The organism is Brevibacterium sp. MGP-B1, assembly GCF_057766545.1.
This window is the reverse complement of sequence record NZ_CM173407.1, coordinates 3,679,007-3,701,093: the sequence shown is the minus strand read 5'-3', so window position 1 is coordinate 3,701,093 and position 22,087 is coordinate 3,679,007. Positions and strand designations below refer to the sequence as shown.

Sequence of the window (22,087 nt, the reverse complement as noted above, 5' to 3'; positions counted from 1 at the left end):
CCGATTCCTCAACATATACTAACCAATCGGTCGGTAATTGTCATGAAGAGTCGTCAGAGCAGGTCAGAAACGATCGAGCAGCTCACGCTCCGCATCGGGATGGATCTCACCCGTGTCCTTGTCCACGACCGGCTCGATGCGTCCCTGCTGCTCCCACTCGGCGGCGATGACACCGAGCTCGGCCTCGATGGCCTTTCGGCTGGCCCCGAAGTGCTCGGTATCGGAGATCTCAACCATGACTGTCCTCCATCGGATCCTCGACCGAATCGCCGGAGATCTTCGTCTTCACCTCATCGCCGACCTTCTTCGATTTCTCACCGACGGTCTTCCGCGCCTGTTCCGCCTTGTCCTGGACGACCGGAGCTTTCTCCTTGACCAAGTCCTCGACCTCCGAGACACGGCCCCGGACCCTGGGGTCACTCCACAGGTTCTGGGCGCATCGCTTGAGCGATTCATAGCTCTGTCGACCGGCGCGGGAGCCGAGGACGTATCCCACTCCGAAGCCTGCCGCCAAGAGAAGTCTGCCTTTCATCATGCCCCTCTTTCCTGTGTTTCACCCTTTGCCAGAAGCTCTTGCACTGCCGCGAACACTTCTGCACCCGATGCCTTGCCCGAATCGCTGCTCGTATCGATGCGCACGACCGGCCCGACGTCGAGCGGTGCACTTCGCTCCCACAGATCGACATCATTCGGATCGTCCTCGTGTATCCCGTGACGGTCTCGGTTCTCGTACCGCTCGACGGCCTCCTCCAGAGGTGCGTCGCACCACACTTCGACGACCGCCTCAGCCCTGGCGGTTCGCAGGCCCTCCCTGACACTGTCGAGATCACGTTCGAGAGCCCAGAACGACTCGACCACCACCGTGCCCTCGACCAGGGATGCCAGCCTCCATGCCACTCCGCCTGCGAGCTCATGGGCCGGATCCCGAGGGAAGCGGTAGTTCACGGAATCGACGAGCCGTTCGAGCACCTCGTCGACGGAGAGGAACGGGATGTCCGCAGCATCGGCGAGGTCAGAGGCGAGCGTGGACTTCCCGGAGGCGGGGAGGCCGTTGACCAGGATCACTGTGGTTGCCATCGTTCGGCCCCTTCCCTTGGATTCGCCGCAGAGACGCTCATCGCCCCTGCGCTCTGCAGCACGTGGCAGAGATGAGCCGTGGGGCCACGATAACCACACCGAGCAACGACTCGGAACCAGGTCGCTGACTCACCGATCTCCACCGCCAACGAGCACCCCGGAGGATCGGGCCGGATTCGGCCATCACGCAGGTGACATCGACCACCATCTGCAATATAGTCAGAGGCAATTACTGACCAGGCAGTCAGTCGAGGCAGACGTCCATCCGTCCGCCGCCAGACCCGAGGCACCGGCGATCACTCAGAGTCGAGGACCACCGCCTCCGGAGACGGCACCCGGCAAAGTCGCCCAGCAACCGAAAGATCTTCTGATGTCCACCACAGCACCCGGCCCCGCCGCATCACAGCCGACCGAGCCCCACTCGATCACTCGCGAGGAGCGCAAGGTCCTCGCCGGCACCCTCGTCGGCACCACCATCGAGTGGTACGACTTCTTCATCTACGCCCAGGCCGCCGGCCTCGTCCTCTCCGCCCAGTACTTCGGCCCGCTGGCCTCGGAGAATCCAGCGCTCGGCCAGATTATGGCGTGGGCGTCTCTGGGCATCTCGTTCCTCTTCCGTCCGCTGGGCGCGATCATCGCCGGCCACCTCGGCGATCGGATCGGACGCAAGAAGATGCTCGTGCTCACGCTCATCCTCATGGGGGCCGCGACCTCGCTCATCGGACTGCTCCCGAACTACGCGATGATCGGCGTCGGTGCCCCGATCCTGCTTACCCTGCTGCGGATCCTCCAGGGCTTCTCCGCCGGCGGCGAATGGGGTGGGGCCGCGCTGCTGTCGGTCGAACATGCCCCGATCTCCAAGCGCGGCATCTTCGGCGCGTACCCGCAGATCGGCGTGCCGGTCGGCATGATCCTGGCCACCGGCGTCATCTGGGTGCTCACCACGGTCCTCTCCGCCGAACAGTTCGCGAGCTTCGGATGGAGGATCCCGTTCCTCTTCTCAGTCGTCCTCGTCTTCATCGGCTATTACATCCGCCGGCAGGTCGAGGAGTCCCCGGTCTTCGCCGAGCTCGCCGAGCGCAAGGCCGAATCCTCGGCTCCTTTGGGCACCCTGTTCAAGAAGAACACGAAGGAAGTCGTCCTCTCCGCGCTCATCTTCATCGGCAACAACGCCGTGGGCTACATGATCATCGCGTTCTTCGCCGCCTACGCCTCGCGCCCCATCGCCGAGGGCGGATCGGTCGGCCTCGACCGGGCACCCGTGCTGTTGGCAACGACGCTCGCGAGCTTCGGCTGGCTGGTCTTCACGATGTGGGGCGGTGCGCTGTCGGACAAGCTCGGTCGCGTGCGGACCTTCCAGATCGGATACATCCTGCTCATCGTGTGGCTCATCCCGACGTTCCTCATGATCGATCAAGCCAATATCTGGCTGTACGGCATCGGCATCTTCGTCCTCACCGTCGGCATGGGCCTCTCCTACGGCCCGATGTCGGCGATGTATGCGGAGATGTTCCCTGTCGAGGTCCGCTACTCGGGAGTGTCGATCGGCTATGCGCTCGGTGCGATCCTCGGCGGCGCCTTCGCCCCGACCATCGCCGAGACCCTGCTCGCCGAGACCGGCTCATCGATCTCGATCGCGATCTACATGATCATCGTGTGCATCATCTCGCTCATCGGCGTCAGCCTCGTCAAGGAGACCAAGGGCAACGACCTCGGCCTGACGAAGCATCACTGAGGCTGCCGCGAACCCCTGGTTCGTCACCTGCACCTCGATTTCCTGGTCGATCCACGGTGATTCCTCCGCCTGAAACGCCGTGGATCGACCCAACAATCCACCGAGGCGGCGCACCCTCTCAGCAGCTCTCGCATAGGCTGATGAGATGACTGAGCTCACGTATCCCGACATCGAAGCCGCGTCTGCACGGATCGCCGGACAAGTGCGACCGGTGACCGTGGCCCCGGCCGACGAGGAAGGACACGTCTTCGCCCTCGAGTTCATGCAGCACACCGGCACGTTCAAGGCCCGCGGTGCGCAGAACTTCATCCAGGCTCACCTTGCCGAAGGCACCTTCCCCGAGGCGGGAGTGACGATCGCCTCGGGCGGGAACGCCGGACTTGCCTGTGCATGGGCTGCACGTGCCGCCGGTGTACCGGCGACCGTCTTCCTGCCGACCACCGCACCGAGCGTGAAGGTCGAACGGCTGCGTTCGTATGGCGCGCGAGTGGAGTTGGTCGGTTCCGAATTCGCCGAGGCGGCCGCCGCCTGCCAGGAATTCGTCGACTCATCGGGAGCGCTGGCCTCGCACGCCTACGACCACCCGCTTATCGCCGCCGGCGCGGGCACCTTGATGACCGAGATCCTCGAGCAGGTGCCCGATCTCGACACGGTCGTCGTCTCCGTCGGAGGCGGCGGACTTTTCGCAGGCGTCGCGACGGCCGCGACTCATCACCGGGTGCGCACTGTCGCGGTCGAGCCGGAGAACTGCCGAGCGTTGAATGCAGCGATTGAGGCGGGCGAACCGGTCGACGTCACGGTCGATTCAGTGGCAGCAGATTCGCTCGGTGCCAGGCGGGCGACATCCTTGGCGCTGGAGGCGGCACGGTCGGATCTGGTCACCTCGGTGCTGGTCAGCGACGACGCCATCATCGAAGCACGGCAGCGACTATGGGACGAGCACCGGCTGGCGGTCGAGCATGCGGCGGCCACGGCATTGGCAGGAGTCAGCGGTGTCGACGGCGAGTCTGCGAGCGACGGGAAAACTGCAGGCGGCTATGTGCCGGCCGAGGGAGAGAAAGTCTGCGTCGTCCTCTGCGGGGCGAACACGAGCCTCGGCGATCTCTGAGGCGAAGTCAGCGCGGTCGAAGGCAGGAATTCAGCGTGTTCGGTCGCGGTCCTTGGACTTCAGCGAGGCCTTGATGAGGCCGAAGATCGCGAGCGCCACGACGACGGTGATGATGGCCTTGACGAGGAACCACGCGATGGAGAACGCGACGTTGACCACCCACCACGCGATGATGATGGCGATGATCGCGCCGATGATGCTCCACACGGTACTCATCTTCATGCCTCAAGCCTAGGCCCGAGTGCACAGCCGTGCAATGCGCGCGGTGATCGTCCCAGCCGATCCTCAGCACGGACGCAGTTCGTCAGCCGAGCACCGCACCGGACCGGACTGCGCGGGCCGACCAGCGGCGATCGGCGAAGCCCACCTCGATCGGATGGTCGAAGGCGGCGGAGACCTGCTCGGAGGTGAGCACCTCGGCGATGGGGCCCGCCGCGGTCAACCGACCGTCGGAGATGAGCGCGGCATGCGTCGTGGTCTCCGGGATCTCCTCGAGATGATGGGTGACCAGCAGCGTCGACAACTCCGGCGAGCGCACCGACAGGGCGTCGATGGTCTCGAGCAGCTGTTCGCGGGCGGCCACGTCGAGGCCCGTGGTCGGTTCGTCGAAGAGCAGCAGCTGAGGGTCGGCGATGAGCGACCGGGCGACGAGCGCACGGCCCCGCTCCCCCTGTGACAGCACCTTCCACCCGGCGTCGGCGCGGGACTCCAGTCCCACCTCGGCGATCTGGGCATCGGCCTTCACGACATCCTCGGGTGAGGGTTCCCACCGCATGGGTCGTTCGACGGTGCCGGTCAGCCCGGTGAGGACGACCTCGCGGACGGTGAGGTTCGACCGCAGCGGATGGCGCGGGTTGACGTGTCCGATGAGGCGGCGCAGCGCTGCGAGCTCGACCCGGCCCATGCGTGATCCGAGGATATCCACGGTGCCCGAGGTCGGGAACACCTGCGCCGAGGCGAAACTCAGCAGGGTCGATTTCCCCGCCCCGTTCGGACCGATGAGCACCCAGTGCTCGCCGGCGGCGATGCGCAGATCGATGCCATGGAGGATCTGCGTCTGCCCACGCCGGAATGTCACATCAGCGATATCGAGGACCGTCTCGGCCACGTCTCACTCACCTCTCAAGATCGACGGCCCCACCGTCCGATGGGGCCGATCCGAGTCTAGGTCTCCCCTCGCCGAGGCGGCCGCCGAGTCAAGAGACCGCCGTTCCGCATCGTGGATCCGAGTTCGAGGTGGAGCCCGGCCGAATCGCGACCCGGTTGGACCGCAGCTCAGCGCGCGTTCATTTCAGCGCGTCCTCCGGTGCCGAGATCTCGCGGCGGAGGATCTTGCCGGTCGGTCCCTTGGGCAGCTCGTCGACGATCCACACATTGCGCGGGTACTTGTAGGCGGCGACCCGCGATTTCGCGAACGTCCGCAGCTCCTCGGCGTCGACGCTGCTGCCGGCTTTGAGGGCGACGGCGGCCCCGATCTCCTCACCGAGGTCGTCATTCGCGATGCCGATCACAGCCGCCTCGGCGACGGCTTCGTGCTCGTAGAGCGCTTCCTCGACCTCACGCGGATAGACGTTGTAGCCGCCGCGGATGATGAGGTCCTTCTTCCGGTCGACGATCGTGTAATAGCCGTCCTCGTCCTGCTCGGCGAGGTCGCCGGAGTGGAACCATCCGTCGCGGATGGCCACCTCTGTCGCCTCCGGTCGTCCCCAGTACCCCTTCATCACGGGTTCGCCCTTGATGGCGATCTCGCCGATCTCACCGACGGGAACGTCGTTGTCGTCATCGTCGACGAGCTTCATCTCGACTCCGCGCACGGGCACGCCGATGGTGCCGGTCTTGCGTTCCATGCCCGGCTGGTTGAAACAGGCGACCGGTGAGGTCTCGGATAGCCCGTAGCCTTCGAGGATGATGCAGTCGAAAGCGGATTCGAAGTTCTTCATCACCTCGACCGGCATCGCCGATCCGCCGGAGATGCATGAGCGCAGGCTGGAGACGTCGAAGTTCTCGCGCCCTTCGGCGTTGAGCATGCGCGCGTACATCGTCGGCACACCGATGAAGATGCTGACCTTCGCTTCCTGAATGGTCTCGAGGGCCTCGATCGGGTCGAAGCGCGGGATGAGGGCGAGGCAGGATCCGCTGAGCACGGAGGCGTTGAGTCCGCAGGTCAGGCCGAAGCAGTGGAACAGCGGCAGGCAGCCCATGACCATGTCGTCCTCGGTGAGGAAGGTGAGGGTCTCGGCGGTGACGGCCGCGTTCGTCATCATATTGAAGTGGGTGAGTTCCGCGCCCTTCGGCTGTCCGGTGGTGCCGGAGGTGTAGAGCAGCACGACGGTGTCGTCGTCGGCTCGGGACACCACCTCAGGCGTCGGGTCGAAGACGGACAGCTGATCGGCGAAATCGGCGGGATCGACTCGCACGCATTCGATGCCGACCGCGGCCGCCGCCTTCCCGGCCTCACCCGCCATATCCTTCCACGCGAAGACGATCTGGGCCCCGGAATCCTCGAGGTAGTACTGCACCTCGCGGTCCTTGAGCAGCGGGTTCATCGGCACGACGATGGCGCCGACGGACAGCGCCCCGTAGAAGAGTACGGGGAATTCGAGGACGTTGGGCAGGACGAGTCCGACGCGGTCGCCGGGCCCGATCCCCCTGTCCTTGAGCATCGTCGCCACCCGCTGCGCCTGGCCCTGCAGCTGCGCATACGTCAGCACGGAATCGCCGAGGCGGACGGCAGGTCGCTGCCCGTGCCGGCTCGCGGTGGCGGTGAGATTGTCGGCGAGGTTGGTCATGTCTTCCTCCAGGCTTGAATCGTTCGTCTTTGATCGGCTCGGTGCTGGCGCTGGAACCACCACTGGTTGTGGCCCCAACACAGGAGAAGAGTCGACTGAGCGGACGGGTCCGACTCCCGTTCGGCTCCCGCCGTCCGGCTCTATGAAGCCCACTCTGCCGTTGCCGGCAGGGTCGGGCAACGGGATGTGCAACAGAAACACGAGTCATCGATTGTGGTCGGACGACAAGGATGCCCGTAAGCTTCTGCCATGGTCGCCAATCCACTCGTCCTGCGCATCGTCGACCGTGTCCGAGCAACGCTGCCGGCCACGGTCCAACGTTCGGTCAGCCGCACCTGGCGGGAAGTGCCCGCTTATCCGGCCAGCCCGGACAAGAATCTCGCCGAGGATCTCACCGCACACACGTTCACCGTCTTCGAAGCCGCGCTCACCCCCTTGGAGGAGGGCCGCCGCGCCACCGCCGAGGACTTCCCGATCACCGCCTCCCAGGCCCGGCGGCGACTGCGGCAGGGAGTGACCCTGCCGGACTTCCTCACCGGTTTCCGGATCGGGCAGGAGACTCTGTGGGAGGCGATCGTCGATGCCTCGGATTCCGAACAGGAGACCCGCGACGAGGCGCTGCACATCGCCATCCACGTCATGAGCGTCATCGAGGTCGGCAGCTCCGTCGGGGCCGTCGCTTTCCTTGAGACCCAGCAGCTTGAGATGGCTGAGGGCGACCGGGTCCGCCGTGACCTCGTCGACGATCTGCTCTCCGGTCGCCGCTTGGCACCGGGGCCGAGCGCGGACCTCGCCGAGGTGTCCGACCTCCGCCCGGATTCGCGCGTGCTCGTCGCCACGGCCACCTCGCAGACTCCGTTGCGAGATGATCGAGGGATGCGGGAGGTCATCACCGCCCTGCGCTCGGTCTTCGACGTCGGCCGTCGCGGCATCGCCGTGGTCCTCCAGGATCAGATCGTCGGCATCACCCCGGTGACCTCCGACGGCACGACCACCCTGGCCGATCTCGAACGTGTCCACCGGGAGCTGTCCCGCCACGGCACCGACCTGTGCGTGGGCACCTCCACCGTCCACGAGGGGCTCGACCGTGTGCCCGAGGCATACCGCGAGGCTGTGCTCGCCCAGGAGAGTCTCAACGGTGTGCCGGGAGTGAGGTCGCTGCATGCCCTCACTCCGCTCGACTACCTCGTCACCCTCGACGATAAGGTCGCCCACCGCCTCATCCGCCCCGAACTGCGCCGCTTCGTCGAGGACGATCTCGCCGCCGGCGGTGTCCTCATCGAAACGCTGCTCGAATACGCGGCTTGTGACCTCAACGCCAAACTCGCCGCCGAGCACCTCCATGTCCACGTGAACACCGCGTACTACCGACTCGACACCGCAGCCGACCGCACCGGCCGCAACGTCCGCAGCTTCACCGACCTGCAGGAGACGATCATCGCCATCCGCATGCTCACCGCGCGCGGCACCGTCCCGATCTCGAATTGAACGATCCCCGCGCCGAGGCGGCCCATCCCCGGAACGGGAGAGTCGCCTCGGCGTGGGGATCGATGACCTCACGAACCGACGTCGGATCCTCAGGACCTGACGTCGGATCCTCAGGACCCGACGTCGGATGGTCAGGCCGGAACCGGAACCGGAACCTCGGCCGGCGCCGGCAGCACGAGAGCGTATCCGTGTTTGGCCCAGTCGGCGTCGAGGCTTTCCTGGACCGCCTTGACCTGGGTGTATTCGGCCAGGGCATCGGGGCCGAGCTCCCGGCCGATGCCGCTCTGCTTGTACCCGCCGAACGGGTTGAACGGGAAGCCCGCGTGCCAGTCGTTGACCCACACGGTTCCGGCTTCGAGTGAGTTCGCGACAGCGCGGGCACGCTCGGATGAGCCCCAGACTCCGGCGGAGAGCCCGTATTCGCTGTCGTTGGCGATCGCGACCGCCTCGGCTTCATCGTCGTAGCCGATGACGACGAGGACCGGACCGAACACCTCCTCGCGGGCGATGCGCATGTCGTTGGTGACATCGGTGAACACGATCGGCGGCACCCAGGCCCCGGTCTCGAACATCTCCCCCTCGGGAAGGGCCCCGCGGTAGGCCAGCGTCGCCCCCTCCTCGGCGGCGATCGCCAGGTAGCGTTCGACCCGGGCCTTCTGGTCCTGAGAGGCGACCGGGCCCATGTCCGAGGCGGGATCGGTCGGATCGCCGATCGTCACATCCTGCAAGCGGGTGATGAGGCGGTCGACGATCTCGTCCTTGCGCGAATTGGGCACGAGCAGTCGGGTGCCGGATTCGCACACCTGCCCGGAGTACATGAGGAAGGCGAAGATGGAACCGTCGATCGCGGCATCGAGGTTCGCATCGTCGAGGATGATGTTCGGGCCCTTGCCGCCGAGTTCGAGGGTCACCTTCTTGAGATTGTCGGCGGCTGCGCGTTGGACGCTCTTGCCGACCTCGGTGGATCCGGTGAAGCCGATCTTGCGGACGTCCGGGTGTTCGGCGAGCCGGGCTCCGACAGTCTCGCCGGGGCCGGTGATGATGTTGAGGACACCGGGCGGCAGGCCCGCCTCTTCGGCGGACCGGGCGAGTTCGAGCAGGGTCAGCGGGGTGTTCTCATCGGCTTTGAGCACGAAGGTATTGCCTGCCGCCAGGGCCGGTCCGAGCTTCCATCCGGCGAGAACGAGGGGGAAGTTGAAGGGCACGATGCCGGCGCAGACCCCGATGGGTTCGCGGCGGATGGTCGCTCGCGCCTCGCCGGTGGCCGGTGCCAGCGGATTGTCCTGTTCGGGGGTGAAGCCGCGGGCCATGCCTGCGAAGACGCGCAGGTTCGCCACACCGAGGCCGATGTGGAAGGCGCCGGCGGTGCGCACTGTGACTCCGTTCTCGGCAGTCGCCAGGGCGGACAGCCGCTCGGCCTTGGCCTCCATGCTCGCGGCGATCCGGTCGAGGATGTCCGCGCGCTGGTCAGGCGTCATGTTCCGCCACGTGCCCTCTTCGTGAGCGGCAACGGCAGCGGCGACCGCGGCATCGGCATGCTCGACTCCGCCGAAGGCGACTCGGGCGGCGGTCTGCCCGGTGGCCGGTGAGGTGATCGCGTGTTTCTCGGCGGTGTCGATCCATTGGCCGTCGATGAACATTCGGTAGGTGGGGATCTCGGTCATGCCGGAACCTCGTCTTTCTGTGTGATGGGGGTGGCCGCCTCGGTGGCGGTGGTGGGCTTCGCGGTGCGAGTGTCGGTGGTGCGGGATTCGGCGATGAGGTCGGCGGCCTTCTCGCCGATCATGATCGTCGGGGCGTTCGTATTGCCGCGCACGACGGTGGGCATCACCGAGGCGTCGGCGACGCGCAGCCCGTCGACGCCGATGACCTTGAGCTCGGGGTCGACGACGTGGCCGATCGAGCAGGTCGAGGTCGGGTGGTAGAGCGTCTGTCCGACCTGCCGGGCGAAGTCGAGCAGTTCCTCGTCGCTGAAGCCCTCGGGGACGATGAAGTCGTCCTTGATGACGGCCTGCATCGCCGGCTGGGAGGCGATGTCCAGCGCGATGCGCAGTCCGGCGAGGATGCTCTGCTTGTCCTCCTCGGATCCGAGGTAGTTGTGGAGGATCCGGGGCGCGACCTTCGGGTCGGGCGAGCGCAGGGTGAGCGTTCCGGTGCTCGTGGGTTTGAGAACGCAGGGACCGGCGGCCAGTCCTTGGACCGTCTGGGCGCCCAGCCCCTCCTCGGCGAAGAGGCAGGGGGTGGAGTGGAACTGCACATCGGGACCGTTCAGCCCTTCTCGAGTTTCGAAGAAGCCGCCGGCTTCGCCGATGTTCGAGGTCAGCGGGCCGCGGCCGGCGGTCTGCAACAGTTCGGCGTTGGCCGGGGAGACGGCGGTCTTGAGCGTTTCGAGGTCGGTCGTGTAGTTGAGCATGACCATGTAGTGGTCCTGCATGCGCTCACCGACGGGCAGGTCGGCGACCTTCTCGATGCCGAAGGCGTCGAGCTGGGCGGCCGGGCCGACGCCGGAGAGCAGGAGGAGGTGGGCGGAGCCGTAGGCGCCGGCCGAGAGCACGACCTCACGGTTCGCGCGGATCTGTTCGATCTCGCCGTAGCGTTCGATCTCGATTCCGACGGCGCGCTTGCCCTCGAAGACCACCTTGCGGGCGTGGGCGTCGGTGATGATGGTGAGGTTCTTCCGCTCCGCCACAGGGTGGAGGTAGGCCACGGCGGTGCTGCAGCGCATTCCGTCGCGTTGGGTGACTTGGAAGCGGCCGACCCCGAGCTGTTCACCGGAGTTGAAGTCCTCGTTGTGGTCGAATCCGGCTTCGACGGCACCGTCGACCCAGGCGTCGCACAGCGGATTCATCGACCGGGATTCGGAGACGGTCAGCGGGCCGTCGGCTCCGTGGAAGTCGTCCGCCCCGCGCTCATTGGATTCGGCTTTCCGGAAGTAGGGAAGGACGTCGTCATAGGACCAGCCGGTGGCACCGTCGGCGGCCCACTGATCGTAGTCGGCGCGGTTGCCGCGGATGTAGATCATCGCGTTCATCGAGCTCGATCCGCCGAGCATCTTGCCGCGGGGAAGGTAGGCACGGCGGCGGTGGAGTTCGGGTTCCGGTTCGGTGTCGAGGTCCCAGTCCCACTGGCTCTTGAACAGGGTGCTGAATGCTGCTGGGATGTGGATCTCGTCGGCGGTGTCGGCGGCTCCGGCTTCGATGAGCGCGACGTTGACGTCGGGATCTTCGCTCAGACGAGCGGCCAGCACACATCCGGCCGATCCTGCGCCTACCACGATGTAGTCGTACATGATGTCCTCACTGTTGCGTCATTGCTTCGGGGTGCAGTTCGAGTGTGGTGCAGGCCACAGCGAGGATGCTTCGTGAGTCGGCCCAGACTTCCTGGCGCTCGATTGTGAGTCGACCACAAATGGACCCCGAACTCCGGTTACGTTTTCCGCGGAAGGTGGATCGCCCCAGGTCAGCTCGCCGAGGCGGCCCGCCGTTGGTCGGTTCCGCAGAGTCCGCGGCCGCAATGCGAGGCGCACGGTCCATAATGGAGACATGCACAACGGCGCCGATTCGAATGAGGACCTCCGCGAGGAATATCGCATCAAGATGCGCGGTCGGCTCCTGCGCCGGTCCGCTTCGTTCAATGTCGCCCACGCCGTCGACAGCCTCGAACCGGGCACCGGCGCTCAGAGCATCCAACGCGCCCTGACCCTGCTCAACCTCGTCGGGCTCATCGCCGGGGAGCGGCGCGAGGGCGCGAGCCTGTCCGAGCTCGCTTCGATCAGCGGCCGCCCGAAGGCCAGCGTCCACCGCATGCTCCAGGCGCTCATCGCCATGGGCTACGTCGAACGCCTCGAAGAGGGTGGATACCGCCTCGGCGTGCAGTCGCAGATCCTCGGCCAGCTGGCCCAGAAATCGGTGGACCCCCTGGTCACGGAGTCCGAGTCGAGTCTGATGCGCTTGGCCGAGCTCAGTCAGGACACCGTGTTCCTCACTCTGCGCACGGGCAGCTATTCGATCTGCGCCCGCCGCGAGGAGGGCTTCGGTGAGATCTTCAACAACGCCCTGTCCGTGGGCGACCGCCACCCGCTGGGCATCGGTGCCGGATCGCTGGCGATCCTCTCCGAGCTCTCCCCCGCCGAGGTGGACGCCCAGTTCGAGGCCAACGCCGAGATCCTCGCCGAGAGGTATCCGAAGGTTTCCGTTCCGCACCTGCGCGACATCATCGATCAGGCCCGCATCGACGGCTTCGTCCACAATCCGGGGCTCTTCGCCAAGGGGTCGTGGGCGGTCGCGGTTCCGCTGCGCATCCGCGGCTCGCGCCCGCGTGCGGCCCTGTCGATCGCCTCGATCGCCGACCGTGTCACCGGTTCCCGGGTCGAACGCCTCGTCGCTCTGCTGCGCCGGGAAGCGAAGGCCATCGCCGAGGCGCTGAGCTCCCAAGCCGACCTCACCCCGGACTCCGGCGACCTCTGATCTGCCCTCCGATCCTCTCGCGCATGACTCGTGCGGGTGGATCCACCTCGAATTCCGCTGTTGGATCGAGACGGATTCACCCGCAGGAAGCACCTCCACCGTGAAAGCGACCAACTCGCATCTTCGTGGCAGCAACTTTAGTTACTAGTCACTAACTGATAATTTATTCCCATGGCACAGAGGATGAGCGGCGCAGATCGCCGCAGACAGGTTCTCGAACTCGCCGCGAAGGAGTTCGCCGAACACGGACTGCACGGCGCGTCGACTGACGCAATCGCCCGGGAGGCAGGGATCACGCAGGCGTACATCTTCCGCATGTTCGGCACGAAGAAGGCACTGTTCCTCGAACTCGTCGCCCAATCCTTCGACCGGGTCAGCGAGGCCATGCTCGCAGCTGCCGAGGGGAAGACCGGTCGACAGGCCCTCGAAGTCATGGGTTCTCAGTATTATGATCTGCTCACCGATCGGCATTCGCTGCTCCTCCAGCTGCAGGGACTCGCGGCCTGCGGAGACGCCGAGGTCAAGAGGGCAGTTCGCGAGAGATTCGCTTACATGTGGCAGGTCGTCGCCGACAGCACCGAGCTCGATCCGGTCACCGTCAAGACCTTCCTCGCCTTCGGTATGCTGCTCAACGTCGGAGCGGCTCTGGACATCAATGAGGTCGACGAAGACTGGGCCAGCGGCATCCGCACTCTGATTCGCCCCGGTCTGTTCGACCACATCGATGACCAGACGAACCGATGACCTCCCCGAACAGCAGCCCCACCGAAGGAACCCTTTCGCGTTCCATCATCGTCATCGCCCTCCTCGGCGCAGTCATCGGCGGAGTCGGTGCACCGCTCATCACCTCGGCGGCACTCGGTCTCAACGTGCCGCTCGAGATGGCGCAATGGACACTGACGATCACCCTCTTCACCGGCGCGGTCACGGCACCGGTGCTCGGCCGCCTCGGCGCTGGTCGACAACGTCGGGCGACGGTGCTCATCGCCTTGGGACTCGTCGCCCTCGGCGGTCTGCTGACCGCAGTTCCCGCCCATTTCGCCGTGCTCATCATCGGTCGCGGACTTCAGGGACTCGGTCTCGGAGTCACTCCGCTTCTCATGAGCATTGCACGCGATCACCTGAGTGCTTCTCGTACCGAGTCAACGATCGCGACGGTGTCGGTCGCGTCCACAGTGGGCATCGGCGTGGCGTACCCACTGATGGGTTTCGTCGATGAAGCGGCGGGCCTGCGCATCGCCTATGGCCTCGGTTTCCTGCTGTCCCTGACCGCCTTCGTCCTCGCTTGGTGCACCCTCCCGGGCAGCAACTCGCGGCAGAGAGTGCGCATCGATTCTGCGGGTGCGCTGCTCTTGGCGCTCGGCATCCTCGGCGTGCTCATGGTCGTCGCTCAGCCTTCGGTGTGGCAACAGCCGTGGATCGGCGCGCTGATCCTCATCTCAGCCACCGCCGCATTCGCCGGCTGGGCGGCAGTCGAGCGCAGAACGACATCACCGCTCGTCGACCTGCGTCTCTTCCTCACGGGCAATGTGCTGCGCGCCAACATCGCCATGCTCGCCTCCGCAGTCGCGATGTATCTGCTGTTCTCGCTGTTCACCCGCTATGTGCAGACTCCGGCGAATTCGGGATACGGTTTCGGCCTCACCGGACCCGCTGCCGGAGCTGCGCTCATTCCCTTCTCCGTACTCGGGTTCGTCGCGGGTCGGGCCACCCCGTCCCTGGCGCAGAAGACATCGGCGCGGTGGACCTTTGCGATCCATTCGGCAGCTGTCATCGCGGGGATGGCCGTATTCGCCTTCTCTCCGGATTCGCTCATCGTCGTACTGATTGCGATGAGCCTGCTCGGCTTCGGCGTGGGCGGCGTCTCAGCGATCATGCCGCGGCTCGTCCTCGACGGGGTGCCGAAATCCGAGACCTCAAGTGTCCTCTCGATCAATCAGATCGTTCGTGCCAGCGGTTTCAGTTTCGGCAGCGCTCTCGCCGGTCTGCTGTTGGCGACCGCAACCCCTGCTGACTCGCTGGTTCCCGACGAGTTCGGTTATACGGCCGCTGGATTCCTGACCATTCCGCTCGTTGCACTGAGCATCGCCGTTGTTGCGATTCGGCGGCGCCCGGCGAGCAGATGACACACTCCGTTCTTGGTGGCGGGCGCGGGAATTCGTGGCGGCTGATGAGCTGATGGACAATTCTGTCAACTGCGCGCGTCTTCCGGGAGCTCGCGCTGTACTTCACGGCAGTCCCGCATCACACTATTGTCATAGTGACACCTGCCGTAGCGGCGGAGGTCGCGGACGAGAGAAGAGGAGCGCCATGAAATTCGGTATGCGCAAGCCATCCCTGAAACGCTCACTGAAGGCACGAACCACCGGACGTGCCAAGCGCGCCGTCAAGAAGGCGGTCGTTCCCGGCTATGGTCAGCGCGGAATGGGCGTGGTGAAGAACCCCAAGCGTGCCGCACGCAACGCGGTCTACAAACGCACTACGTTCAGCATCTGGGATCTGTTCAGGTAGGCTGCTCGGCCAAGTGAGCCGCCCCGCTCCCATGCCAGACTGCTCCCCTTGAACACCCGAGCTCCGGTAGCGTGATGGGCATGCCGGAGACTCCTGACGCCGCGACCGTGTCCCTGACGATTCCCGAACTGCGTGACTTGTGCATCGCAGCGATCACCGCGGCAGGCGGATCACCAGCGCTGGCGCAATCCCTGGCCGATGCAACAGTGGCGGCCGAGCGACGGGGCAAGACGCAGGTGGGCACCGCGCACCTCATCGACTACCTCGATGGGCTCGAAGCCGGCCGGATCAACGGGCAGGCGCAGCCGCGAGTGACGAATCGCCTGCCCGCCGCACACCACGTCGACGCCGACCGCGGCACCGCGCAGCTCGCCTTCGACGCAGCCTTCGACGACTACGCCTCGTCTGTCGCAACGCTCGGCATCTCCGTCCTCAACATCGCCAACGCCTTCACCGCCGGAGAGCTCGGCCACTTTACGACGCGACTGGCCGAACGAGGCCTGGTGGCGTTTGCAGGGGCCAACTCACCGGCGCTGATGTCGCTGTTCGGCGCACCGGGATCGGCGACCGGAACGAACCCGTTCTCGTTCGCCGTTCCCCATTCCGATGGCCCGCGGATGTTCGATCAGGCGACCAGTGCTACCGCGTGGGTCAACGTCCGCGACGCCGCCGATCGAGGAGAGACGATCCCCGACGGATGGGCACTCGCACCCGACGGAGCGGCCACGAACGATGCCGAGGCCGCCCTCGCCGGTTCCTTGCTGCCATTCGGCGGGGTCAAGGGCAGCAATGTCGCTCTCATGATCGAACTCCTCGCCGTCCACGGCGGGGGCCGCTTCTCCGTCGACGCACCTGCCTTCGACTCGGGACAGGAGAGTCCGGGCACTGGCCTGTTCATCATCGCGATCGCGGCAGATGCTTTCGACCCTGACTATTCGCTGCGGGTCGCCGAGCATCTCGACCGTCTGCATGCACGGTTCGGCTTCGACTTCGGCCGCAAACGCAGCCTCGAGGTCGTCAAGCTGCCGGAGGAACTCCACTCTGCGCTGATCACTCGCAGCCGTAGTTGAGCTTCGCCGATCGCTCGAGTTACCGTCGACCGCGCATCGCATACCCTATTTGCCAGGATGGTCGTGAGACAGTCCTGGCAGGGGCGGGTAGGAGGTATGAGCACCATGATCACTGCCCAGCCCGGCATCTCCCCAACAGGACGCCGATCATTCAATAACGAGTTCAGGAGACAATTCCTCCGCGAGTGGGATGCTTGTATCGAACGCGGACAGAAGACGATGCTGCTTCGAGAGCATAACCTCGCGTACGGAACAGCGAAACGGTGGCTCGCGGCTCGTGATAACGGAAGGTTGGACGCAACGTTGAGAGAGCGATCGCGTAAAGGCTCGGATAAGGATCGTCTAGACGCGTCCGACCGAGCAGAAATAGTGCGATTGAGAGAGGAGAACGAGAGGCTTAAGAAGAAGGTCGCACAGGCCGAAGCGGCCCAGGACATCATGGGAAAAGCATACGAGCTCTTGGAGGGGATCACCACGAGTTCGGAACCGCAGACCACACCGATCCCGCCGTCGTTGATGAGCGCCGAGGAATATGCCAGCTGGCTCAAGCAGCACGGGGTGCGCTGATCGTCACGGTCACTGATTTGCACGTCGTCGGCATGAGTGTCAGCCGGGCCTGTGCGTTGGTCGGGTTGCCTCGGTCGACGTACTACAGGATTCATCGCGGATATCAGCATTACACTGCGGTCGCGGTGCCCGTTCCTGCAGCCGAGCGGGCCCAGCCGTCACGGTTAACGGACGCGGAGAAGGACACAATTTTCGAGGTCTTGGCCCGTGAGGACAATATCGATCTTTCCGTCCAACAGGTGTATTGGAAGAGCTTGGAAACCGAGGAGATTATGTGTTCTCAACGGACTTTCTATCGGGTCGCGAAGACTCGGGGGCTTGTTGGAGATCGTCGCCGCCAAGCGGCCCGTGGGCCTCGTCATGCACCTGTGGCTGCTGCGACGAAGGCCAACGAGTTGTGGTCGTGGGATACGACCCTGTTGAAGGGGCCTGGCCGGCAGGAGTACAGGCTGATGTTGATCATCGATGTCTACTCGAGGTGTCCGGTCGGGTGGTGTCTTGACCGTGCGGAGACCGGTGAGCTCGCCGCAAAAATGTTCGCGACCGCGTTCGCCAGGCACGGTGTCCCGAAGGTTGTCCATTCGGATAATGGTGGGCCGATGCGTAGCCAACGAGTCCTCGACCTTCTGGAGACTCAAGGAGCGATTGCTTCGCATTCGCGACCACGTGTCAGCGACGACAACCCGTCTTCCGAATCGATGTTCAAAACGATCAAGTACTCGCCGACTGCCCCTGAACGGTTCGAGTCGCTCGACGACGCTCGGGCATGGACGGCGGAGTTCCTTGACGAGTATTCACGCAATCATCGGCACTCAGGAATCGGTCATTATCCACCCCAAGCGGTCTATGACGGCAGTGTCAATGAACTCATCGCAAAGCGACAAGCACATCTGGATCGAGCCCAGTTGCTTTATCCATCCCGTTTTCGGCGACGACCTCTGGCGGCACAAGTCCTGCCGACTGGCATCAATATCCACACAATGTCTCAAACAGGTTGACAATTTCCTCGGCACAGCGACGGCAACGTGAGCGGTCGGCATCAGTGGCTGAATCCGGAGCGAGAGCTCGACGCCGAGTTGAGCGGTCGGCGTCTGAGCTCACCCGCCGAGCTGTCCAGCGCCACCTTGATCCGCTCCCTCACGTCGGGGTCGGTGTCAGCCAGGGGCCGTCTCGGCGAGCCGACGGGGACGCCGCGCAGCTCGAGGCCGGTCTTGACCGCCTGGATGAACGGTTCGGAGATCATCGCGTCGATGACCGGGTAGAGAGTCTTCCACACTTCGCGCGCACCGTTGAGGTCTCCGGAGGCGATGAGCTTCGACACCGACACGATCTCAGCGGGGAGGACGTTCGCGGCTCCCGCGACCATGCCTGCCGCGCCCTCGACGAGACCCGAGTAGATAAAGCTGTCCCAGCCGATGTAGGTGGAGATGACGTCGCTGTGGTGGTGGATGAGCTGGAGTGCCTGTTCCCAGTTCGCGCTCGAGTCCTTGATGAAGCGGATGTTCGCGACACCCTCGGCGAGCTGCCTCACTGTGCCGGGGTCGAGGTTGACGCCGGTGGCCGCGGGGATGTTGTAGAGCATGACGTCGATGTCCACGGCAGCGGCGACAGCCTTGATGTAGTCGATCGTCTCGGCCAGCGTCAGGGGCTCGTAATAGGGTGTGACGATCATGAGAACATCGGCTCCGGATGCCTGCGCCGCCTGGGAGTGGCGAATGGCTTCCCGCGTCGAGGTGGCTCCGGTCTGCGCGACGATCGGCAAGCGCCCGGCTGTGCGTTCGATGACGAATTCGAGCACGGACTGACGTTCCTCGCCGGTCATGGTCGCGAATTCTGCGGTCGAACCGCCGACGACGAGTCCGTCGACTCCGCCGTCGATCGACCGATCGACGATGCGCCCGAGGGCGTCATAGTCGATGTTCTCCTCGGCGTCGAAGGGGGTGGTCAGTGCGGTGAGGACTCCGCGCAGCTGAATGTTCATGATGTCTCCATAAGGGTCTGTAAAGCGTTGGTTGACTGAGATGCAGTGTTTGCCTGAGGTGCGGTGTTGTGAGTATTCGCCTCATGTCGAGGCGGTTCGTTCTCGTTGGGGTGCTGGACGGGGTGGTGTCGGCGGGTCTGACGCGCTGTGACGAGGATGTTCGCGGCCTCTTGCGCGGCCGTAAAACCGGAGCTGATGGCGGTCTCCGTGTACAAGGTGCCCATGTAGTCGCCGGCGAGGAACACCCGGCCGGAGAGTTTGTTCAGCGTCGGCTGAAGTTTGCCGCGACCCGGGAAGCAGTAGGGTGCGCCGGTGCGCCACCGCTGCACCTGGGCCTCTTCGACGATGCCGGCGAACCCGGGCAGGACCTCGTCGAGGTCGCCGATGTAGGTGTCGAGAATGTCCTTGTCGTCCTGGTCGAGCAGCTTCCCGGCAAGGCTCGCCGGAGAGAAGGTCATGATGCTTCCGCCCGGCTGACGCTCCGATTCCGTGCCGCGGACAATGTTGCCCTGGTTCATCACCACGTTGAACGAGCGCTTCGGTGTGGCGATCCCGTAGGCCCGGTCCCAGGGCTGAGGTTCGGTCTCGTTGGTAAGGAACGCCGCGGAGACGTAGGGACCGTAGACGATCTGCCCGAGCGCCTCGCGCTTATCCTCCTGCAGGTCGACGGCGATCTTATGAGCCACGGTCGCCGGGGCGGCGAGGACGACAGAGAGCGCTTCGATCTCATGGTCGATGTCGTCCTGCCGATAGCGGATGACGACATGGTCCTTCTGATGGACGATCTCAAAGACCTTAGCGTCGAGCTGGATGTTCTCCTGCAGCGGAGCCGCGATCGACTCGACGAGGTTGGACGGCCCGCCGCCGATACTGCGGTTGAGACCCTGCCCGATGTTCCACACGAGGCTGAAGTAGCCGATGCCGGCACCGGCGGCGAGCTCATCGGGATCGGCGGCTGAACGGGTGATCGTCGGGCGGAACATCGCCTCGGCATCCTCGGAGAGTTCCCCGATGTAGTCGGCGAACGAGCGGTCGCTCTCGAAGTCATAGATCCTCTGCTGACGCATCTCCGAACTTTCGTTCGGGCGCAGTCGCACGGCATTGGCGTAGCGGAGGACGTCGGCGGAGACCTTGACCCCAGCCTTGATCATCGATGCGCGGTCCTTCAATGACATCGGGATCCGGAACGGATACGACTGGACGGGTCCGTCAATGAGCAACTTGCCGTTCATCGACACCGCAGACAGCGATCCGGGGATCTCCGACGAACGGGTCTGTGTCTCGGTGATGAGTGAATTCGTCGCTGTCTTGCCTCCGGCGAACATGTGTCCGCCCCAGTTGAGGAAGTAGCGTCCGCGGTTCTCCGAACGGATCCGACCGCCGACTCGGGAACCCGATTCCAACAGCGTCACATCCCAATTGCGCAGTCTCCACGCTGCTGACAGTCCGGCGAGTCCGCCGCCGACGATAACGGCATCTTTCATGGGGAGCACCCCCTCTACTCTGAGCGGCCGCGCACCTTCACGCGGATCGTCTGCACACAGAATAGAATGTGATCACATTTACTCGCAAGTGTCTGATCACACCCGATTTCATGCGATTTCTGTCAGGCGCCCAACCCGGCACGGATGCGGCGGACGGCGTCGTCGAAGGACTCCTCGGTCACCTCGGCGGCGGCCGCGGGGTCTCCCGCGTCGACGGCGTCCATGAGTCGGCGCTGGTGCTTGAGCAGCGGCGCCTTGGCGTCGGCCGCGATCTCCCGCCTGGCACCGACGAGTTTGTACGCCCGGCAGCGCAGCCACAGGGTCCGGATCGTCTCAACGAGGACGGGATTGTCCGAGGCGGAATAGATCGTCGAGAGCAGCTCTTCGTCGTGGTCGAGATACTCCGAGGCATCGCCGGAGTCGAGAGCCGCCTCCATCGACGCGAACTCCTCATCGAGGCGTGCCCGTCCTGCCGCGTCGAGCTTCTGCGTGCCCTGGACCGTCGCTTCGACCTCGAGGATGCGACGCACCGAATAGATCTGCAGCAGCTCCTCGGCGGTGAATTCCTTGACCACGGCCCCGCGGTGCGGGCTGGTCTCGACGAGTCCGACCTCCTCGAGCCGGGCCAGCGACTCCCGCACGGGCATGACGCTCGTACCCAGGGACGCCGCGAGCTGGCGTATCCGCAGTCGATCGCCGCTGCGATATTCGCCGGAGAGAATGCTCGCCTGCAGCGCTTCGAACACCTGGTCGCCGATGCGCGGGCCGATCTCGGTCTGGGTCTCGCTCATAGTCGACAGTCTATCCACGCCGAGGCGGCATGCAGCGGTTTCATGGCCTCCGTCCCCTCGGCACCGTGGATACGCCGACCGCTCAGGTTGCCTTCGACCGCTCGCCGCATAACGCGGTACAGCGACGGCAACCTGAGCGGTCGGCGCGAAAGCGGTTCTAGCGCAGGACGATAGTCCTCTTGCCCGAGAGGAACACACGCCCGTCGCAGTGCCACTTCACGGCGTTGGACAGCGCCTTGCACTCGGCATCGCGGCCGGCGGCCACGAGGTCCTCAGGCGTGAAGGCGTGGTCGACCTCGACGAGCTGCTGAGCGATGATCGGACCCTCGTCGAGTTCGCTGTTGACGAAGTGCGCGGTCGCCCCGACGGTCTTGACTCCGCGCTCCCATGCCTGGTGGTAGGGTTTCGCGCCCTTGAACGACGGCAGGAACGAGTGGTGGATGTTGATGGCGCGTCCGGTGAGTTCGCGCGCGAGGTCGTCGGAGAGGATCTGCATATAGCGGGCGAGCACCACGAGGTCGACCTCGAAGCGGTCGACGAGTTCGAGCAGCTTCGCCTCGGACTCGGGCTTCGTCTCCTTCGTCACCGGGATCCGGAAGAAGGGAATGTGGTGCCATTCGACGAGCTCCCGGTGGTCGGGGTGGTTCGAGACGACCGCGGCGATCTCGATCGGCAGTTCGCCGACCCGGGCGCGGAAGAGCAGGTCGTTGAGGCAGTGCTCGAACTTCGAGACCATGATGAGCACCCGCCGCTTCTCCCCCTGCGGCCACAGCTGCCAGGTCGCGCCGAACTCCTCGCCGATCGCTTCGAAGTCGGTCCGCAGAGCCTCGACACCATTGCCGGGCTCGTCGGAGACGCTGAAGTCGATGCGCAGGAACAGCTGTTGAGTCGACTGGTCATCGAACTGTTTGAGTTCCTTGATGTCTCCGCCGTGGGTGAGCAGGGCACCGGTCACGGCATGCGTGATTCCGGGGCGCTCGGCGCATTCGAGAGTGAAGATGTAGTCCTGCATGTCCGTGT

At 64.9% G+C, this 22,087-nt stretch carries 22 protein-coding genes; 10 read left to right on the top strand and 12 right to left on the bottom strand.

All coding sequences use genetic code 11. From position 1 onward, the window contains the following. Positions 1–63: 63 nt before the first annotated feature. Genes AC3CD9_RS16845 through AC3CD9_RS16835 form a run of 3 tightly spaced genes read right to left on the bottom strand, consistent with a single transcriptional unit; the run spans position 64 to position 1,077 of the window. A complete protein-coding gene (locus AC3CD9_RS16845) occupies positions 64–237 on the bottom strand; it encodes a hypothetical protein (RefSeq protein WP_488365133.1) in 174 nt (57 codons plus the stop codon). Continuing rightward, entirely contained in the window at positions 230–535 is a 306-nt protein-coding gene (locus tag AC3CD9_RS16840; RefSeq protein ID WP_488365132.1) for a YtxH domain-containing protein, read from the bottom strand. The genes AC3CD9_RS16845 and AC3CD9_RS16840 overlap by 8 nt, the downstream gene beginning before the upstream one ends. Beyond that, a complete protein-coding gene (locus AC3CD9_RS16835; protein ID WP_488365131.1) occupies positions 532–1,077 on the bottom strand; it encodes a P-loop nucleotide/nucleoside kinase family protein in 546 nt (181 codons plus the stop codon). The genes AC3CD9_RS16840 and AC3CD9_RS16835 overlap by 4 nt, the downstream gene beginning before the upstream one ends. Before the next feature lie 370 nt (positions 1,078–1,447). Between AC3CD9_RS16835 and AC3CD9_RS16830 the strand changes: the two genes are divergently transcribed. Next, positions 1,448–2,812 carry an MFS transporter gene (locus AC3CD9_RS16830; protein WP_488365130.1) on the top strand — a complete coding sequence of 455 codons (1,365 nt, stop codon included), beginning with the start codon at positions 1,448–1,450 and terminating at the stop codon, positions 2,810–2,812. Positions 2,813–2,957: 145 nt separating this feature from the next. Next, positions 2,958–3,920 carry a threonine/serine dehydratase gene (locus AC3CD9_RS16825; RefSeq protein WP_488365128.1) on the top strand — a complete coding sequence of 321 codons (963 nt, stop codon included), beginning with the start codon at positions 2,958–2,960 and terminating at the stop codon, positions 3,918–3,920. 30 nt (positions 3,921–3,950) lie between these two features. Here the strand turns inward: AC3CD9_RS16825 and AC3CD9_RS16820 are convergent, their stop codons facing one another. The 3 genes from AC3CD9_RS16820 to AC3CD9_RS16810 form a co-directional block, all read right to left on the bottom strand. Beyond that, positions 3,951–4,142 carry a hypothetical protein gene (locus AC3CD9_RS16820; protein WP_039211572.1) on the bottom strand — a complete coding sequence of 64 codons (192 nt, stop codon included), beginning with the start codon at positions 4,140–4,142 and terminating at the stop codon, positions 3,951–3,953. Between the two features lie 82 nt (positions 4,143–4,224). Then, positions 4,225–5,028: an ABC transporter ATP-binding protein gene (locus AC3CD9_RS16815; protein WP_488365127.1), complete on the bottom strand. Its 804-nt coding sequence runs from the start codon at positions 5,026–5,028 to the stop codon at positions 4,225–4,227. A 178-nt stretch (positions 5,029–5,206) separates the two neighbouring features. Further along, entirely contained in the window at positions 5,207–6,709 is a 1,503-nt protein-coding gene (locus tag AC3CD9_RS16810; protein ID WP_488365126.1) for a long-chain-fatty-acid--CoA ligase, read from the bottom strand. Between the two features lie 249 nt (positions 6,710–6,958). Here AC3CD9_RS16810 and AC3CD9_RS16805 point away from each other — a divergent pair, with 249 nt between their 5' ends. After that, entirely contained in the window at positions 6,959–8,197 is a 1,239-nt protein-coding gene (locus AC3CD9_RS16805) for a PucR family transcriptional regulator (RefSeq protein ID WP_488365125.1), read from the top strand. Positions 8,198–8,328: 131 nt separating this feature from the next. Here the strand turns inward: AC3CD9_RS16805 and AC3CD9_RS16800 are convergent, their stop codons facing one another. Both AC3CD9_RS16800 and AC3CD9_RS16795 read right to left on the bottom strand, forming a co-directional pair. Continuing rightward, positions 8,329–9,861 (bottom strand): aldehyde dehydrogenase family protein, encoded by a 1,533-nt coding sequence (locus tag AC3CD9_RS16800; RefSeq protein WP_488365124.1) that lies wholly within the window; start codon positions 9,859–9,861, stop codon positions 8,329–8,331. Continuing rightward, positions 9,858–11,486, bottom strand: coding sequence for a GMC family oxidoreductase (locus tag AC3CD9_RS16795; RefSeq protein ID WP_488365123.1), 1,629 nt, complete (start codon positions 11,484–11,486; stop codon positions 9,858–9,860). Before AC3CD9_RS16795 ends, AC3CD9_RS16800 begins: the two co-directional genes overlap by 4 nt. A 253-nt stretch (positions 11,487–11,739) precedes the next feature. Between AC3CD9_RS16795 and AC3CD9_RS16790 the strand changes: the two genes are divergently transcribed. The 7 genes from AC3CD9_RS16790 to AC3CD9_RS16760 all read left to right on the top strand — a co-directional run bounded on the left by AC3CD9_RS16790 (position 11,740) and on the right by AC3CD9_RS16760 (position 17,809). Continuing rightward, entirely contained in the window at positions 11,740–12,663 is a 924-nt protein-coding gene (locus AC3CD9_RS16790; RefSeq protein ID WP_488365122.1) for an IclR family transcriptional regulator, read from the top strand. A 171-nt stretch (positions 12,664–12,834) separates the two neighbouring features. Continuing rightward, a complete protein-coding gene (locus tag AC3CD9_RS16785; protein WP_488365121.1) occupies positions 12,835–13,407 on the top strand; it encodes a TetR/AcrR family transcriptional regulator in 573 nt (190 codons plus the stop codon). Continuing rightward, positions 13,404–14,789, top strand: coding sequence for an MFS transporter (locus AC3CD9_RS16780; RefSeq protein WP_488365120.1), 1,386 nt, complete (start codon positions 13,404–13,406; stop codon positions 14,787–14,789). Before AC3CD9_RS16785 ends, AC3CD9_RS16780 begins: the two co-directional genes overlap by 4 nt. Before the next feature lie 184 nt (positions 14,790–14,973). Further along, positions 14,974–15,174 (top strand): hypothetical protein, encoded by a 201-nt coding sequence (locus AC3CD9_RS16775; protein ID WP_488365119.1) that lies wholly within the window; start codon positions 14,974–14,976, stop codon positions 15,172–15,174. Positions 15,175–15,254: 80 nt separating this feature from the next. Further along, positions 15,255–16,244: an Ldh family oxidoreductase gene (locus AC3CD9_RS16770; protein ID WP_488365118.1), complete on the top strand. Its 990-nt coding sequence runs from the start codon at positions 15,255–15,257 to the stop codon at positions 16,242–16,244. A gap of 96 nt (positions 16,245–16,340) precedes the next feature. Next, positions 16,341–16,811: a transposase gene (locus tag AC3CD9_RS16765; RefSeq protein WP_488365117.1), complete on the top strand. Its 471-nt coding sequence runs from the start codon at positions 16,341–16,343 to the stop codon at positions 16,809–16,811. 17 nt (positions 16,812–16,828) lie between these two features. Next, complete coding sequence (locus AC3CD9_RS16760) at positions 16,829–17,809, top strand: IS3 family transposase (RefSeq protein WP_488365116.1); 981 nt, start codon at positions 16,829–16,831, stop codon at positions 17,807–17,809. 41 nt (positions 17,810–17,850) lie between these two features. Here the strand turns inward: AC3CD9_RS16760 and dapA are convergent, their stop codons facing one another. From dapA to purU, 4 genes are all read right to left on the bottom strand, one after another. After that, positions 17,851–18,792 carry a 4-hydroxy-tetrahydrodipicolinate synthase gene (dapA, locus tag AC3CD9_RS16755; RefSeq protein WP_488365115.1) on the bottom strand — a complete coding sequence of 314 codons (942 nt, stop codon included), beginning with the start codon at positions 18,790–18,792 and terminating at the stop codon, positions 17,851–17,853. Further along, positions 18,789–20,276: a protoporphyrinogen/coproporphyrinogen oxidase gene (locus AC3CD9_RS16750; RefSeq protein ID WP_488365114.1), complete on the bottom strand. Its 1,488-nt coding sequence runs from the start codon at positions 20,274–20,276 to the stop codon at positions 18,789–18,791. Before AC3CD9_RS16750 ends, dapA begins: the two co-directional genes overlap by 4 nt. A 122-nt stretch (positions 20,277–20,398) precedes the next feature. Then, positions 20,399–21,067 (bottom strand): GntR family transcriptional regulator, encoded by a 669-nt coding sequence (locus tag AC3CD9_RS16745; RefSeq protein WP_488365113.1) that lies wholly within the window; start codon positions 21,065–21,067, stop codon positions 20,399–20,401. Positions 21,068–21,224: 157 nt separating this feature from the next. Next, positions 21,225–22,079 (bottom strand): formyltetrahydrofolate deformylase, encoded by an 855-nt coding sequence (purU, locus tag AC3CD9_RS16740; protein ID WP_488365112.1) that lies wholly within the window; start codon positions 22,077–22,079, stop codon positions 21,225–21,227. Between the last annotated feature and the right edge of the window lie 8 nt (positions 22,080–22,087).